The 14,056-nt window shown below is 69.9% G+C and carries 16 protein-coding genes and 2 tRNA genes; 10 read left to right on the forward strand and 8 right to left on the reverse strand.

All coding sequences use genetic code 11. The features are described 5' to 3' along the window. Window positions 1–108: 108 nt before the first annotated feature. Window positions 109–684, reverse strand: a complete 576-nt coding sequence (locus tag JRZ79_RS18265) for a DNA-3-methyladenine glycosylase (protein WP_010902951.1) — start codon at window positions 682–684, stop codon at window positions 109–111. Window positions 685–825: 141 nt separating this feature from the next. On the opposite strand from JRZ79_RS18265, the gene JRZ79_RS18270 reads away from it, so the two are divergent. From JRZ79_RS18270 to JRZ79_RS18285, 4 genes are all read left to right on the forward strand, one after another. Further along, window positions 826–2,805, forward strand: coding sequence for a 3-hydroxyacyl-CoA dehydrogenase/enoyl-CoA hydratase family protein (locus tag JRZ79_RS18270; RefSeq protein WP_205252733.1), 1,980 nt, complete (start codon window positions 826–828; stop codon window positions 2,803–2,805). A gap of 93 nt (window positions 2,806–2,898) precedes the next feature. Next, window positions 2,899–2,973: transfer RNA gene (locus JRZ79_RS18275), tRNA-Glu, on the forward strand. A 131-nt stretch (window positions 2,974–3,104) separates the two neighbouring features. After that, window positions 3,105–3,326, forward strand: a complete 222-nt coding sequence (locus JRZ79_RS18280) for a hypothetical protein (protein WP_010902953.1) — start codon at window positions 3,105–3,107, stop codon at window positions 3,324–3,326. Next, window positions 3,313–3,726 carry a hypothetical protein gene (locus JRZ79_RS18285; protein WP_229373430.1) on the forward strand — a complete coding sequence of 138 codons (414 nt, stop codon included), beginning with the start codon at window positions 3,313–3,315 and terminating at the stop codon, window positions 3,724–3,726. The genes JRZ79_RS18280 and JRZ79_RS18285 overlap by 14 nt, the downstream gene beginning before the upstream one ends. Window positions 3,727–3,828: 102 nt before the next feature. On the opposite strand, the gene JRZ79_RS18290 is transcribed toward JRZ79_RS18285, so the two are convergent. Beyond that, window positions 3,829–3,966, reverse strand: coding sequence for a hypothetical protein (locus JRZ79_RS18290; protein WP_227970939.1), 138 nt, complete (start codon window positions 3,964–3,966; stop codon window positions 3,829–3,831). Between the two features lie 176 nt (window positions 3,967–4,142). Between JRZ79_RS18290 and JRZ79_RS18295 the strand changes: the two genes are divergently transcribed. Beyond that, window positions 4,143–4,484: a hypothetical protein gene (locus JRZ79_RS18295; protein WP_010902956.1), complete on the forward strand. Its 342-nt coding sequence runs from the start codon at window positions 4,143–4,145 to the stop codon at window positions 4,482–4,484. A 14-nt stretch (window positions 4,485–4,498) separates the two neighbouring features. Here JRZ79_RS18295 and JRZ79_RS18300 read toward each other — a convergent pair whose 3' ends face one another. Beyond that, on the reverse strand, window positions 4,499–6,184 hold the full coding sequence (locus JRZ79_RS18300; protein WP_205252734.1) for a hypothetical protein: 1,686 nt from the start codon (window positions 6,182–6,184) through the stop codon (window positions 4,499–4,501). A 117-nt stretch (window positions 6,185–6,301) separates the two neighbouring features. On the opposite strand from JRZ79_RS18300, the gene JRZ79_RS18305 reads away from it, so the two are divergent. After that, entirely contained in the window at window positions 6,302–7,420 is a 1,119-nt protein-coding gene (locus JRZ79_RS18305; RefSeq protein ID WP_231546363.1) for a calcium-binding protein, read from the forward strand. Continuing rightward, window positions 7,417–9,864: a right-handed parallel beta-helix repeat-containing protein gene (locus JRZ79_RS18310; protein ID WP_205252736.1), complete on the forward strand. Its 2,448-nt coding sequence runs from the start codon at window positions 7,417–7,419 to the stop codon at window positions 9,862–9,864. Before JRZ79_RS18305 ends, JRZ79_RS18310 begins: the two co-directional genes overlap by 4 nt. An 11-nt stretch (window positions 9,865–9,875) precedes the next feature. Here JRZ79_RS18310 and JRZ79_RS18315 read toward each other — a convergent pair whose 3' ends face one another. From JRZ79_RS18315 to thyX, 3 genes are all read right to left on the reverse strand, one after another. Further along, window positions 9,876–10,310: a GtrA family protein gene (locus tag JRZ79_RS18315; RefSeq protein ID WP_010902960.1), complete on the reverse strand. Its 435-nt coding sequence runs from the start codon at window positions 10,308–10,310 to the stop codon at window positions 9,876–9,878. Between the two features lie 377 nt (window positions 10,311–10,687). After that, a tRNA-Glu gene (locus JRZ79_RS18320) sits at window positions 10,688–10,762 on the reverse strand. A gap of 96 nt (window positions 10,763–10,858) precedes the next feature. After that, complete coding sequence (thyX, locus tag JRZ79_RS18325) at window positions 10,859–11,602, reverse strand: FAD-dependent thymidylate synthase (protein WP_205251832.1); 744 nt, start codon at window positions 11,600–11,602, stop codon at window positions 10,859–10,861. Between the two features lie 85 nt (window positions 11,603–11,687). Here thyX and JRZ79_RS18330 point away from each other — a divergent pair, with 85 nt between their 5' ends. Then, a complete protein-coding gene (locus JRZ79_RS18330) occupies window positions 11,688–12,026 on the forward strand; it encodes a cupin domain-containing protein (protein ID WP_012289310.1) in 339 nt (112 codons plus the stop codon). A gap of 53 nt (window positions 12,027–12,079) precedes the next feature. Next, window positions 12,080–12,658: an MBL fold metallo-hydrolase gene (locus JRZ79_RS18335; RefSeq protein ID WP_205252738.1), complete on the forward strand. Its 579-nt coding sequence runs from the start codon at window positions 12,080–12,082 to the stop codon at window positions 12,656–12,658. A 7-nt stretch (window positions 12,659–12,665) separates the two neighbouring features. Here JRZ79_RS18335 and JRZ79_RS18340 read toward each other — a convergent pair whose 3' ends face one another. Continuing rightward, window positions 12,666–12,935, reverse strand: coding sequence for a DUF5827 family protein (locus JRZ79_RS18340; RefSeq protein ID WP_205251834.1), 270 nt, complete (start codon window positions 12,933–12,935; stop codon window positions 12,666–12,668). A gap of 87 nt (window positions 12,936–13,022) precedes the next feature. Here JRZ79_RS18340 and JRZ79_RS18345 point away from each other — a divergent pair, with 87 nt between their 5' ends. Further along, complete coding sequence (locus JRZ79_RS18345) at window positions 13,023–13,409, forward strand: hypothetical protein (protein WP_231546364.1); 387 nt, start codon at window positions 13,023–13,025, stop codon at window positions 13,407–13,409. Between the two features lie 28 nt (window positions 13,410–13,437). On the opposite strand, the gene sod is transcribed toward JRZ79_RS18345, so the two are convergent. Next, the gene (gene sod / locus JRZ79_RS18350) at window positions 13,438–14,040 is read right to left on the reverse strand and encodes a superoxide dismutase (RefSeq protein ID WP_010902966.1); all 603 of its coding nucleotides are present in this window, start codon (window positions 14,038–14,040) and stop codon (window positions 13,438–13,440) included. Between the last annotated feature and the right edge of the window lie 16 nt (window positions 14,041–14,056).

Here is a 14,056-nt window from a genome sequence, read left to right on the forward strand (position 1 = left end):
CTACACGCTCAGCGAGTACGCAACCCTGAAAAAACCCCGAAAATAGCACGCAGAACCGGTAAGCAGCCGCTCTCGTGCGCTGGCGCGGTCACGGTGTGGCGGCAGCGACTATGCGTCCTGTGCACGCCACACGTACAGCGACGCGTACGACCGATACGGCCGCCAGCTGTCGGCGATTTCCCGCATCTCGGCGCGCGTGGTGTCCGCGCCGTACAGCGCTTGCATGCCGGTCCGGATGCCCAAGTCCCCCACCGGGAAGACGTCCGCTCGGCCGAGCGCGAACAGCAGGAACATCGACGCCGTCCAGTCCCCGACGCCGGTGATCGCGGTGAGTTCCTCGCGCACCGCCGCGTCGCTCAGCTCGGCGAACCGCGCCCGCGTGTAGTCGTGCTCGCGGAACGCCGCCGCGACGTTGGTGACGTAGTCGGTCTTCTGGCGGGACAGCCCGGCGTCGCGCAGGACGGCCGGATCGGCGGCGGCGATCCCGGCCGGGGTCACGTCGACGGCGTCGAACACGCGCTCGCGGATCGTCGCCGCGGCGTCCGTCGACAGCTGCTGGCGGATGATCGCCACGACGAGGCGTTCGAAGAGGTCGTCGTGGGGGGTGACTGCGAGTTCGCCGTGGGCGTCGAGCAGCGGCGCGAGCGTCGGGTCGGTCCTGAGCGCGTCGTGTGCGTCGGCCATACGCCTGGTTCGGTGCGGCGACGTTTGGGGGCTGCGCTGTCGGGTGGTTCGCTGGTGGTGTGTCCACGCGCGTAAACGTGTGCACTGTTGTCAGCCACCGAGAGGGAAAGGTTCAACGGGGCAGCCGGCGACCACTCCCGCATGGACGTCGATGACATCCACAGCATCGCGGTGCTTGGCGCCGGAAACATGGGCCACGGGATCGCGGAAGTGGCCGCGATGGCCGGATACACGGTGCGGCTCCGGGACATCTCCGCGGAGCTCGTCCAGGACGGCTACGACCAGATCGAGTGGTCGCTGGGGAAGCTCGCGGAATCCGACCAGCTCACCGAGGCCGCGGCCGACGCCGCACTCGACCGCATCAGCACGCACGTCGAAGTGAGCGACGCCGTCGACGACGTGGACGTCGTCATCGAGGCGGTCCCGGAGAAGATGGGGATCAAAACCGACGTGTACACCGAGGTCGAGGCGCACGCCCCCGCCGACGCGGTGTTCGCCACCAACACCTCCAGTCTCTCCATCACGGACCTCTCGGAGGTCACCGAGCGCCCCGCGCGGTTCTGCGGCATGCACTTCTTCAATCCGCCCGTCAGGATGGAGCTGGTGGAAGTCATCTCCGGGGCACACACCGACGACGCGGTGCTCGAATGCATCGAGTCGCTGGCCGCGGACTTCGGGAAGACGCCGGTGCGGGTGCGCAAGGACTCCCCCGGGTTCGTGGTCAACCGCATCCTCGTGCCGTTGCTGAACGAGGCCGCGTGGCTCGTCCACGACGACGAGGCGACCATCGCCGAGGTCGACTCCACGACCAAATACGACATGGGGCTGCCGATGGGGGCGTTCGAGCTCGCCGACCAGGTGGGCATCGACGTCTCCCACGACGTCCTCGATTACATGCAGGACGTGTTGGGCACGGCCTACGAGCCGTGTCCGGTGCTCGTCGAGCACGCCGAGGCCGGCGACCTCGGGCGGAAGAGCGGCGCTGGCTTCTACGACTACGGCGATGACGCGGCCGGCGCGGACGTGCCGACTGACGCGATCCGGGCCGACATCGCCGACCGGCTCACCGCCGTGATGGCCAACGAGGTCGCGAAGCTCGTCGGCGGCGGCGTCGCCGACCCCGCGGAGATCGACGAGGCCGTGATGCTGGGCGCGGGCTACCCCGAAGGCCCCGCGAAGATGGCCGACGCAGCGGGCATCACGCACCTCCACGAGACGCTGGTTGCGGCCCACGAGGCGACCGGGCAGGCGCGCTACGAGCCCGCCGACACCCTCGCCGAGATGGCGGCGGCCGGCGAGTCGTTCCACGGGCGCGGCGACGAGGACGCGGACGGCCGCCGGGAGTTCGACAGCGTCAGCGTCTCCGTCGACGGCAGCGTCGGCCACATCGAACTCGACCGCCCGCACCGCATGAACACCATCAGCGGCGAGTTGCTGGCCGATCTGTCAGACGCGATCGACGTGCTCGGCGACGACGACGACGTGCGCGCCGTCCTCCTGACCGGCGCGGGTGAGAAAGCGTTCTCGGCCGGTGCGGACGTCACGTCGATGGCGGGCAACGCCGACCCCGTGGAGGCGGTGGAGCTCTCCCGGATGGGCCAGCAGACGTTCGGCAAGCTCGAAGCCGCCGACGAGCCGGTGGTTGCGGCCATCGACGGCTACTGTCTCGGCGGCGGGATGGAGCTGGCGACCTGCGCGGACATGCGCCTCGCCAGCGAGCGCAGCGAGCTCGGCCAGCCCGAACACGATCTCGGCCTCCTCCCGGGCTGGGGCGGCACGCAGCGCCTCAAACACATCGTCGGCGAGGGCCGCGCCAAGGAGATCATCTTCACCGCCGACCGCTTCGCCCCCGAGACACTGGCCGACTACGGCTTCATCAACGAGGTCGTCACCACCGAGGCGTTCGAGGAGCGCGCCTGGGAGCTCGCCCGCGACCTCGCCGCCGGCCCGCCGGTCGCCATGAAGTACACGAAGCGCGCGATGCGTGCCGGCCGCGACGACACCGACGCCGGCCTGGAGATCGAGGCGCAGTCGTTCGGCCAGCTGATGAACACCCAGGACCTGATGGAGGGCGTCAGCGCGTTCTCCGCGGACCGGGAGCCGGAGTTCAACGGGGAGTAGCCGCCGCGCCGTCGGGTGGCGCGTCGGTGGTTGTCGTGGCGAATCAGATTAGAGGGATTTATACGTGAGCGGTCGTTCAGTCCGGATGCGGACGCTCGGTTGGTGTAGTCCGGCCAATCATGTTGGCCTTTCGAGCCGACGACCAGGGTTCAAATCCCTGACCGAGCATTTCTCGCGGTCGTGTGCGATACCGCTGACTGGGTAGTCCGGCTGTGAGCCGTGGCCGTCGCCGTCCCGTCGACTGAATGCTCGGATACATGTAACTAGATTTAACACCTGCCGGTCCCTCATCATCGTTGATGAGCGAGACAGACTCAGCGAGCGAGACCGTCGAGGAACCGACGACGTGGCCGGACCTCGCGGTTGGGCTCTACGACCGCCTGACCGGGCGCGGCGCGGAGATCATCTACGAGTTCGACGAACTCGATGTGGACGTGCCCAGCGGGACCGGTGACGACGCCGAGCACGCGCGCTGGCACGTGGACGGAACGATCCGCGTCACCACTCGTGAGCGCGACTGACGGCGCGTCCCACCACGACGAGCGGACGCCGTTGTCGGTGGCCGCCGACCTGGACGTGGTGATCGACGGCACCCCGGTTGCGGTCACCTCGACGGGCAAGCGAGTGTTCGTGGACGTGCCGTCGCTTGCCGCCGGCGTCGACGCGCTGGCCGGGGTGCCACAGTCCGAACTCCCCGCGTTCGCGGCAACGCTTCGGGACGCGGACCTCACCGTCGAGTTGCGGGTGCGTGAATCCCCCGTCGCGGTCGTCGGCGCGGACGCCGCTCCGGGGCTGCTCTCCAAGCGGGCGGGTGTCGCGCCCGCCGCGCTCCGTGTCGGGGGAGCGGCTGTCGCCGCTGGCAGAGGCGTCACCGCCACGGTCGACGCCGCGCGCCGCCTGATCGCGGCGCTCACGTCGTGACCAGCGCCGCGGGCGCGCGGTGTCAGCACCTCCCACAGGGAGACAACACTTATACTGCTCGGGGTGCTCCGTACAGGCGACGAGCGACTCGCTGACCGCGAGTCACACCGGCTCGAATCCACTCATGATCGCCGCAGCATCCCCCGCATCCGGCACCGCCGCCACGAGCAGTGGCGGGTCCGGATGCTCTCGAACGGGATGCGTGGCAACAACAGGATTTGCGCCGAAATCGGCGTCCACGTCCACCCTCGCTGCGTAACTGCGCGCGACACACCACCCGGGGGATGACGTGGACGCCATTCTAGCACCAGTACTGCTGTTGGCGCCCTCGTGTTCCCCCAGCGGTGGCCGTGGACTGCCGGGCACTCCCGGCGGGCGGTCCCGCTCCAGCCGAGTTCGACTCTCGGCGGGAGGCTATGGCTACGGCCAACCAGACGGTACAGATCACCGCGGACCTCACGATGCACGTGCCTCGGAACGCCACCGGCGACCTCGGGGACGGAGTGACGAACGTCGTGCGCGGCGTGTCCGCAGTCGCCAGCGTCGATGGGATCGACGTCCAGGACCTCCGCCCGCGGTTGAACGACCTCCAGGTCACGGCGACAGTCACGGCGGTCGTCACGGTCGCCGACGCGCCGGACATCGAGCGCGCCACCGCGGACGCGCTCGCCGACGGCTTCGGCATCGACTCCGTGGCCGACGTGGACGCCACCCGGGTGGCTGCCGACCACGACGACCGCGCCCCCGAGTACGCCTGAGCGCCGGCGTGGTGCTACGGGGGCAGGTCGTCCGGTGGGCCGCCGCGCTCGCTGGGCAGCACGCCCGGATCCGGGCTGCCGACGGCCTCGGGGGCCGTTTCCGTCAGGAAGTCGTGGAGCGCCGGGATGTCCGCCAGCGCCGGCCCGCGGTCGCTGCCCGCCAGTGGCTGCCGGGTTGCGAGCGCCGCGCGCTGGCGGTCCCGCACGCCGCCGTTCGTGGCGTCGTCTCCGTGGTCGGGCGCGGCTGCGAGCTTCTCCTGGATGCGCTCGACGGACCGATCGAACCCGAGTTGGTCGTACTGTGCGCGCGCCGCCTCCAGGTGTGACCGGCGCTGGTCGGGTTCGTCGGTGAGTATCGCGCGGCGCTCGTGGCGCTGGGCGTCGAAGTGCGTGTACATCTCCTCACGACGGGCGTCCGGCACGGCCAGCTCCGAGAGCGCCGCTCGGCCGTCGTCGAGCGCCCCGATCGCGGCCTCGTGGTCGCCGCGGGCCGACGCCATGTTCGACGCCACGATCGCGCGCGTGTACACTGGCTCCCAGGCGTCCAGAAACGACCACTGGTCGGCGATCGCTTCGGCGTCGGTGAACGCCGCGATGGCGAGGGCGTGGGTGCGACTCGTCCGGTGGCGATGGGCGCGGGCGCGAGCGCGCTCGAAGCGGCTGTGGCCGATGATCCAGTCGTGATCGATCTCCCGGCCGGCCACCACAGCGCCGTCGAACAGCAGCTCGTCGATGCGGCTGTCGCCGCGGTCGACCTCGGCGGTCCAGTACAGCGCGTTCGCCAGCGCGTACGCGAACACTGCGTCGGACTGGTCGGCGGCCGTGGGGACGGCGCTGCGCCACGCGTCGCCGCGCGCCCAGTAGTCGGCGGCTTCGGCGTCCGCTTTCGCCGCGTCGAAGGTCTTCGACGCCGGCCACCGGGTCGCACACCGTTTCGCCGCCGGGAGGCCACGCGTGGTCGCGGCGTGCGCGAGCAGCGCGGCGAAGAACACGCCGTCGCTGTCGTCGGCCAGCGCCCGCGGCTCGACGCCGTGGTCGGCGAGGAACGCCCGCGCCCCCCGTGGCGTGTCTGTCACCCGGTGCATGGCTTCGGCGACGACGGCGCTCACCGACACGTCCCCGACGGCGTCGATGGCGTCGACCCCCTCACAGAGCGCGCGCACGTCCGCCGCGGTGTCCGTCGGCGGCCCGGCGGTGGTCGATAGCATGCCCACGAGGACGCCGTACCGGCGCGCGTGCAGGTCGTCGGCGGCGCTGTCCGAGGCCGCCGTGACCGCGTCCAGCAGGTCGCAGAGACCGGGCTGCGTGAGACACTCGCCGGCGGCGAACGCGAGCGCAGCGACGCCACCGGCGTGCGCCGTGAGCTGCCGGGCGGCAGTCGGGTCGCCGTCGAGGGCGGCGTCGATGCGGGCTGCGGCTGCCGGCCCGGGGAGCCACAGCCGCGTCGTCCCGTCCGGCGTTGTGAGCCGCAGGCGCGTGAGCCCGGCATCGGCGGGCAGCGAGACCGAAACGGCGTCGGCCGCGGGCCGCGTCACGTCGCCGACCGCGGCCCGAGCGCGCACCCAGTCGGCGGTGGCGTCCACGCGGAACCGCCGGGTTTCGACCCCCGACTCGGGGAGTTCGTGGTCGCCAACGACGCGCGTCACGGTTGCGTGCTCGCCGCCGGGGAGCGGTCGCTGCCAGCGGACCCGCTGAGTCATTGTCCCGTGGTACGTCGGTGGGCGATTTCAGGCCTCCGCATTCCCGGTGCCGGGGCCCCGGCGCACCCGGCCACCAGTATGTTCAAGTACACTACGGGTTCAAGCATACTCGTGTGCATGTCGCGCCGCCGTTCGACAGCGGTGGCAGCCGTTGTGGTCGTTGTCGCCGCCAGCGTCGCCGTCACAGCGGCCCCAGCGGCCGGCCGCATTGACACCGGTGGCGGCGTCGTCACGGTGGGCGTTTCCGGTCCGGGCAACGCCACCGTCGAGAACGACACGCAGTTCATCTGGCGCAACGCCCGGACCGACATCGTTGCGACGACCCAGGACATCGTCTTCGAATCCACGAGCCGCTACGACACCTACCGACTGCGGCTGACGAACGACTCGCTGTCCAGCTTCCAGCCGGTGTTCGACGACGCAGTCGCCACCACGACGGTGACGATGCGGGAGCGCGAGCAACGCGCCGTTTCGCTGCCCGTGCCGGCCGGGGAGTTCGAGACCGGCGTCCACGAGCTCCACGTGGGCATGTACGACCCCGAGACACGGGTCGAGGAGCGCGTCAACGAGACCACGATCACGGTCCACGCGATCAAGCGCAACGGCGACCGTGACGGCGACGGCCTCCGGAACGACGAGGAGGTGCGCGCCGGCACGGCGCTGCTGACCCGGGACACCGACGACGACGGGCTCTCGGACGGCGTCGAGGTGCGGGTCGCCGGCACGGATCCGACCGAGCGGGACACCGACGGCGACGGCGTCGACGACGCCGCCGAACTCCGTGCGGGGTCGCTCCCCGAGGCGACGGGGAGTCTCGCCGAGCGCCTCCAGGGAACGCCGGCTTCGGCCGTCGACGCCGACTTCGACGGGCTTCCGAACACCGCTGAGGCGGAGCTCGGGACGAGCCCGACCGAGCGGGACACCGACGGCGACGGACTCACGGACGCCGTGGAAGTCGGCGTTTACGACAGCGACCCGACCGTCGCCGATACGGACGGTGACGGGCTCACCGACGGGATCGAAGTGCGGCGCTTCGGCAGCGATCCGACCGAGCGGGACACCGACGGCGACAGCGTCAACGACGGCCGGGAGGTGCTCGACGGCACCGATCCCACGCAACACAGCGCGCTTGAGACCGCGCACGCGTCGGTGATCCGTCCGAGCGGCCCCGGCGCCGACGCGTTCGCCACACAGCTCGGGCGAGTACTGTTCGGGCCTCCGGAGGGGAATGCATGAGGCGCGCCGTGGTGTGCTTGCTCGCCGCGCTCGCGGTGGGGCTCGTGTTCGCGGCCGCCGCGCTCGGTGCCGGCACATCGGCGGCTGCCACCGGCGACGCGACGTACGTCGGCACGAACGTCACGACGAACACCACGTGGACCCCCGGCGAGGGCCCGTACGTGGTGACGACCGAACTGACCGTCACGGAGAACGCGACGCTCACCGTCGCCCCGGGCACGACGGTCCAGGTCGCCAAGGACGCCTCGATCACGGTGGCCGGCAGCCTCGATGCGGCCGGCACGAGCACCGACCGCGTGTCGTTCACGACCGCGCGCCCGAAACCGCAGCCCGGCTCGTGGACCGCCATCACGTACGCCGGCACCGCTGACTCCCGGTTGCGCCTCGCAAACACCACCGTCGAATACGCCACCACGGCGGTTCGCGTGGCGTCCGCAGACGGCCGCATCACCGTCCAGGACAGCCTGCTGCGCAAGCACGTGCGCGCTGGCGTGGCCGTCACGACCGCCGACGGGCCGCCGTCGCTGCGGCTCGCGCGCTCGACGATCGCCGACACCGGCTACGCGGGCGTGGCCGTCACGACCCCCGGAACGGACCCGTTCGCGCGCCGTGTGGCCGGCGTCACGATCCGGGACACCGACTTCCGGAACCCCGGCCAGTACGGCGTGGTGGTTCGCGCCCGCCACCTGGTCGGTGTGTCGGTCGTCGGGGGGTCGATCACCGGCTACGAGTCCGGCGGCGTCGCCGTTTCCACGGGCAACCGTGCGGCCGACGTTCCCGGGCCGGACGACCGCAGTGTCACGTACACCACCGTGCACGGCGTCGAGTTCGCCGACGCCCGGGGCGACGCCGTCACCATCGAGAGCGGGCACCTCGATCGGGTGCGCGTCTCCGACATCGACGTCCACGGGGTCGACGGCGACGGGATCGGCGTTCGGCGCGCCATCGACCTCGATGATGTCGTGCTCGACGACAACACAGTGCGTGGCGCTGCCCGCGGCATCGCGCTCACGCACCGCCGCGCACAGCGCCAGCCGCCACACGTCTCGGTCGCCGTGACCAACAACACGCTCCGCGAGACCGTCGGTGCGGGCGTCTCGATCGACGCCCAACGGCTGTTCGTCTCCCGACTCGACGTTCGGAACAACACTGTCACCGGCAGCGGCGGCGACGGCGTTGCGCTCCACGCGCCGGTGCTTTCGGGTGCCACGATCGCGGACAACACGGTTCGCGGGAGCCACGACCGGGGGGTGAGCGTTCGGGGCAGTCGCGTCCGGAACCTCACTGTCGCGGGGAACCGTGTGGCGGCCAACGGTCGGGGCGGCGTGCGCGTGCGTGCCGCGCGCACCCCGGGGCCGCTGACGGTTGCGAACAACACGCTGGTGAACAACGTGGCCTTCGGCGCGCACGTCTCCGGCGCGGCGAACGGCGGCCCCGTCGCCGCGCGGAACAACACGGTCGCCGCCAACACGCGTGGCATCACCGTCGACGGGCCGTCGCCGGTTCGGCTGACCGGCAACACGATCGCCGTCAACACGCGCTCAGCTGCCCGCAGCGCCGACGCGAGTGCCGTCGGCCCGTCGGTCGGTGTGACCCTGACCAACGCCTCCGGGAACGTCACGATCACGCGGAACGACATCTACGGCCACCTCGTCGGGCTGCGAGCCGCGACCAACGGCACCATCGACGCCGAACACAACTACTGGGGGGCCCCAAGCGGGCCGTTCTACGCCAGCGTCACGCCCGACGGCGACGGGGACACGATCCGCATGCGGCGGGGCGTCGCCGACATCGCGCCGATCGCGGAGACACCGCATCGCGCGCTCATCGAGCGCCCATCAGTCAGCCTCACGGCCAACCGGTCGACGGTCGCCGCCGGCACCGATGTCCGGGTCACGGCGGCGTCCCCTGCCGGGCCGAACGCGACCTACCAGTTCACCGTGGACGGGCAGCGCCGCCCCACGCAGGCGTCGCCGTCGCTCGTCAGCGCGTTCGACGACCCCGGTGCACACGAGATCGCGGTGGCTGTGGTGAACGACCGCGGGGTGGCCAGCCGCCCGCCCGCCACGACGACCGTCCGGGTTGAAAACGCGTCCACGGCCCCAGCGACGGCGGCACCGCCGCCGACAGCCAGCCCGCCCCAGCCCCCGGACAGCGCCGCACCGCCGTCGCTTCTGGACAGCGTCCTGTCGGTTCCTGGGCTGCTCGGGGGCGCGCTGTGGGTGCTTGCGGTTGGCGTCGGCGGATACGGCGTCGCCGCGTCGATGCGCGGTGCCCAACCCCCGGTTCGGGGGCGGGTCGCGCACGCACTCGCGGTGGTCGCCGCCGGCGTCTGGATCGCCGCCGGACTGCTCGCGGTCCCGCCGCTGCTGTCGGCGGGCGGCGTGGCACTCGCTGGGTGGGGTGTGGTGACCGCCGCGGTCGTGGCCGCGGCGAGCAGGTAGCCGGTGGGGTCTCAGTTGGCGCTCGTGCTCCACGTCCAGCGCAGATCGAGCACGAACCGGTAGCCACCGCTGACGAGGATGCCGACGGCGTTCGAGAGCAAGTACGGCAGGCTGTACCACTCGACGAGCGCGAACAACACCCCCAACTGGATCGGGATCGCGGTCCCGCGAACGACGTTGGTCTTCACCAGCCCAACGGCGTACTCCACGCGGCCGCTGTTCCGGATCGCCTGAAAGGTCCACGCGTTGTTCAAGACGTACGTCAGCACGATCGTGGCCTCGATCGCGGCGACCGCACTGGGGATGTAGGCCACCTCGACCGCGTCAACGAACACCCACAGCAGCGCCATCTGGGCGCCCGCCGCAACCACACCGACGGCGGCGAACCGGCGCAGCCTGGTTGCGGTCGGCCCGGAGTTGGCGCGGCGAAGCAGCCGCCGAATCATCCACACAGCACCACCGTCGGAGTGGCCGACGCAGTCGCTCTCGTGTGAGTCACGCCTACCGAGGCGTACGTGTGTAAGCATGTATCACTGTTCCGGTCGTGTCAACGCACACCGCAACCCAGCCGGGAGTTGCGTTCGCCGTTATCATGGCTGATATCACGAGGCATACTCTTATGTGTGTGATCCGGAATGAACGGATACGGTGGCACTAACGGGTGTCACACGCTCCCTGATAGACTGCCACCGGATCCCCGAGACGTTTTCACCTGCGGTCCGCTGACACCCCTTGGAACCGTTCCACAGCTGGGCGGCCACGCATGCTTTATGCCACACCAGCCGGTGGTCGGTGATCGTAACGCGACTGCAGGAAGTTGGAATGCTCCGTCAGGGATTTGAACCCTAGTCCTTGCCGTGAGAGGGCAAGATGATTGGCCGGACTACACCAACGGAGCGCGTCCACTCTTCGGTAATTGGGAGACACAAATAACCGTTTCGTCTCGCGGGCAGACTGTCACTCCCTCCCGTAGCGCCGGGCGACACGCGGCCGGTCAGGGCGCGAGCCGGTTCTTCCGGTGTTTCATCTCCGCGTCGTAATATTCGAAGGTGTGGGGACACCACTGAGCGGCCGCATCGAGTAGCTGTTCGGTGAGCTCGCGGATCTCCCACTGTGCGTCGGCGGCGGCCCGCATGTCCGCGACGTGCATCAGCGACCGCGGGTTCAGCGTGATCACCACGTTCACTTCGGTCCCGATGGGGAGCACGAACCGGGCGTCCTCCGGGGGCATCCCGAGCCCCAGCAGTTCCTGGTAGTCTTCGACGGCGCGCCGCACCGACGCCTGGAAGACCGCCTCGCGTTCGGCCATGGTCTCCTCGTCGACGTCGCCCGCGTCCTGGTTGCGGCCGACCCAGTCGGGGTCGGTCGCCGACGGCGGCGTCACCACCAGCTCGCCCTCCGCAACCGCCGCCGGATCGACGTCGTCGAACGCGACGTAGCGCATCGACTGCACGTCGAAGCTGGCGTGGCGGTGGCGGGTGAGCTGTGCCATGCACGACCGGCTCACACCCTCGATGGCGAACGTCGCCGACGGATGCTCGAAGGGGCCGTAGTGGCCGCGAGTGAGCAGCTGTGCGATGAGGTTCGACAGCTTTTCGTCTGTGGTGTCGCCGTCCACGGACGCCATCGCGGTGTCGAGTGGCGTGTCACCGACCCAGTCGGACATGTAGTCGTTGCGGGCGCTCTGACAGATGAGTTCCTCCGGGTTCTCAGTCGCTTCGAGGAGACGGACGCGCATGCTAGACGGTGTGCCTGCCGGTGGCAAAAACACTCCGAACCCACGCGCCGGTACCATGAAGTGGCGCCACGAACCACGTCGAAACATGGCCCACAAGGACGTGTCAGTGGACGACGTCGACTCGGCGCTGTCGGCCGACGCGGACGCCGACCTCTACTTCATGAAAGACGCCCTGAACACCGACGAGGTCGCCATCTCGGTGTACCACATGGAGCCGGGCGCAACCGGAATGGAGCACGACCACGCCAACGACGGCCAGGAGGAAGTGTACTACGTCGCCGACGGCGGTGTGGACGTCGTCTTCGACGACGAGACGGTGTCGCTGGACGCCGGCGACGCCATCCGCGTCGACGCCACCGACGACCGACAGCTCCACAACGGCGATCACCACTCCGAGCTGGTGTTGGTGGGCGCACCCCGCTGACCGCGCGCGCCGCGTGCGGCAACCCCTAAGTGGTGGCCGGCATACGGACAGCCATGCCGACGAACCTTTCGGCGGGCGTTCAGGCGTTCACGAGCAACGCGTTTCTGGTGACCGGCGACCGCGACGTGGTGGTTGACGCGGGCGCGAACTACGACGTCGTCGCCGCGGTCCGCGACCACGGCGTCACGCCCGACGCGGTCGTCATCACACACCCGCATCCCGACCACGTCGGCAACCTCGACGCGCTCGTGGACGCCTTCGACCCGACCGTGCTCGGGTTCGACGGCGTCGCCGACGCCGACCGGACGCTGGCCGACGGCGACGAAGTCAGGCTCGGCGACGACGACTACGTGGTTCTGCACACGCCCGGCCACGAACCCCACCACGTGTGTCTGTACAGCCCGGCCGCCGGCGTGTTGTTCTCCGCGGATCTGGTGTTCGCGAACGGCAGCTTCGGGCGCACGGACCTCGACGGCGGCGACCGGGAGACGCTGGTCGAGAGCATCGACCGGCTCGCCGACACCGTCGCCGGCGAGGAACTGACAGCCATGTATCCCGGCCACGGCCCCAGCGTCACCTCGGATCCGGCCGCCGACATCGACCTGGCGGCCCGATCCGCGCGCTTCCAGTGAGCCGCGGTTAGCTCGTGTCCAGGCCGTAGTATCCGGGTTCGTCGTCGGTCCGGGGTTCCGCGACGACGAGCGCGTCGGCGTGCAGCATCACCCACGGGATCGCCCAGTCGAGCAACACGTCCTCGGTGCCGCGATCGATGTCCGCGTCGGGCTCCAGGTCCTGCAGCAGGCGCGCGATCTCGTAGACGGTGTACATGCGGTCGTCGTCGAGTAATGCCGCTGGCTCGTAGAAGTCACACGGGTACAGGTCGTCGAACTCGGATTTCGCAACCGGCATGTGCTGACAGGCGGCGGCGACGCCGAAAAACCCAGCGAGTTGACCCAACGGTTATGTGTCTCGCCGAAGTCCATGTATCCGTTCAACATGTCAGATAGTTCACCGCAGTTAGAAGACCAACGCACAGACGCCATGCAGGCGCTGCTGTACATGCGCGATGACGTTGCAGCCCGCACGACGGACGTGGACGCCCAGCGGTACCTCGACAACGAGCGCTACGGGTTCATCACTCGCGCCACCTACAACCGCCTCCACTACGCCACGCTGCGGTACACGCACCGTGGGTTCGACACCTGGGAGCTGTTCCGGACGTTCCTTGATGCCGCCGATGGCACCAGTTCCGCTGGCGTCGTCATCGGCCTCGACGCCGACGGCACCTGCTACGATTTCGACGCGCTCACCGACACCGTGCACGCGGTCGGTGACGAGCACAGCGTCGCCGCACTCACGCCAGCCACTGATGAGCCGTCATGACGCGAAAAAAACACGGGAGCGTGTCCGGTCACTCGAACAGCGACACCACGTCGTCGTAGTTCGCCGCGATGGGGTCCCAGTCGATCACCTCGAAGAAGGCGTCGACGAAGCTGCCGCGGTCGGGGCCGTAGTCGTAGTAGTAGGAGTGCTCCCAGACGTCGAGGGCGAGGATGGGGTGGCTGCCCCAGAGCGCGCCCTCGTCGTGGTTGTCCACGGCCACGTTCCGGAGCTGCTTGGCGACCGGATCGTAGACGAGCAGCGCCCACCCGCTGGCCGCGCCGGCCGCCACCTCGAATTCAGCCCGCCAGTTCTCGTAGGAGCCGAAGTCCGCCGCGATGCGGTCGGCGAGCGCCCCGGACGGCTCGCCGCCGCCGTCGGGACTCATGTGCTCCCAGAACATCGTGTGGAGGTAGTGCCCACAGCCGTTGTGCGTGACGTCCCCGAGCGCGCCGGCAGTCGAAGCGTGGTCGCCGGTCTCACGGTTCTCCGCCAGCGTCTCCTCGGCGCTGTTGAGGCCGTCCACGTAGCTCTGGTGGTGGGTGTCGTGGTGCCACGTGACCACCTGCTCACTGATGTGTGGTTCGAGTGCGTCGTAGTCGTACGGCAGCGATGGGAGTTCGTGCTGGCTCATCGGTGGAATCCACCGG

This window comes from Halobacterium sp. BOL4-2 (assembly GCF_016917835.2).
Taxonomy (GTDB): domain Archaea; phylum Halobacteriota; class Halobacteria; order Halobacteriales; family Halobacteriaceae; genus Halobacterium; species Halobacterium salinarum.

Excerpts from the sequence above, each read along its gene's own strand:
- JRZ79_RS18300 (WP_205252734.1), bottom strand. The coding sequence starts at position 6,184 with ATGACTCAGCGGGTCCGCTGGCAGCGACCGCTCCCCGGCGGCGAGCAC.
- JRZ79_RS18315 (WP_010902960.1), bottom strand. The coding sequence starts at position 10,310 with ATGATTCGGCGGCTGCTTCGCCGCGCCAACTCCGGGCCGACCGCAACC.
- JRZ79_RS18345 (WP_231546364.1), top strand. The coding sequence starts at position 13,023 with ATGTCAGATAGTTCACCGCAGTTAGAAGACCAACGCACAGACGCCATG.
- JRZ79_RS18270 (WP_205252733.1), top strand. The coding sequence starts at position 826 with ATGGACGTCGATGACATCCACAGCATCGCGGTGCTTGGCGCCGGAAAC.
- sod (WP_010902966.1), bottom strand. The coding sequence starts at position 14,040 with ATGAGCCAGCACGAACTCCCATCGCTGCCGTACGACTACGACGCACTC.
- JRZ79_RS18335 (WP_205252738.1), top strand. The coding sequence starts at position 12,080 with ATGCCGACGAACCTTTCGGCGGGCGTTCAGGCGTTCACGAGCAACGCG.
- JRZ79_RS18330 (WP_012289310.1), top strand. The coding sequence starts at position 11,688 with ATGGCCCACAAGGACGTGTCAGTGGACGACGTCGACTCGGCGCTGTCG.
- JRZ79_RS18305 (WP_231546363.1), top strand. The coding sequence starts at position 6,302 with ATGTCGCGCCGCCGTTCGACAGCGGTGGCAGCCGTTGTGGTCGTTGTC.
- JRZ79_RS18295 (WP_010902956.1), top strand. The coding sequence starts at position 4,143 with ATGGCTACGGCCAACCAGACGGTACAGATCACCGCGGACCTCACGATG.
- JRZ79_RS18310 (WP_205252736.1), top strand. The coding sequence starts at position 7,417 with ATGAGGCGCGCCGTGGTGTGCTTGCTCGCCGCGCTCGCGGTGGGGCTC.
- JRZ79_RS18280 (WP_010902953.1), top strand. The coding sequence starts at position 3,105 with ATGAGCGAGACAGACTCAGCGAGCGAGACCGTCGAGGAACCGACGACG.
- JRZ79_RS18265 (WP_010902951.1), bottom strand. The coding sequence starts at position 684 with ATGGCCGACGCACACGACGCGCTCAGGACCGACCCGACGCTCGCGCCG.
- JRZ79_RS18340 (WP_205251834.1), bottom strand. The coding sequence starts at position 12,935 with ATGCCGGTTGCGAAATCCGAGTTCGACGACCTGTACCCGTGTGACTTC.
- thyX (WP_205251832.1), bottom strand. The coding sequence starts at position 11,602 with ATGCGCGTCCGTCTCCTCGAAGCGACTGAGAACCCGGAGGAACTCATC.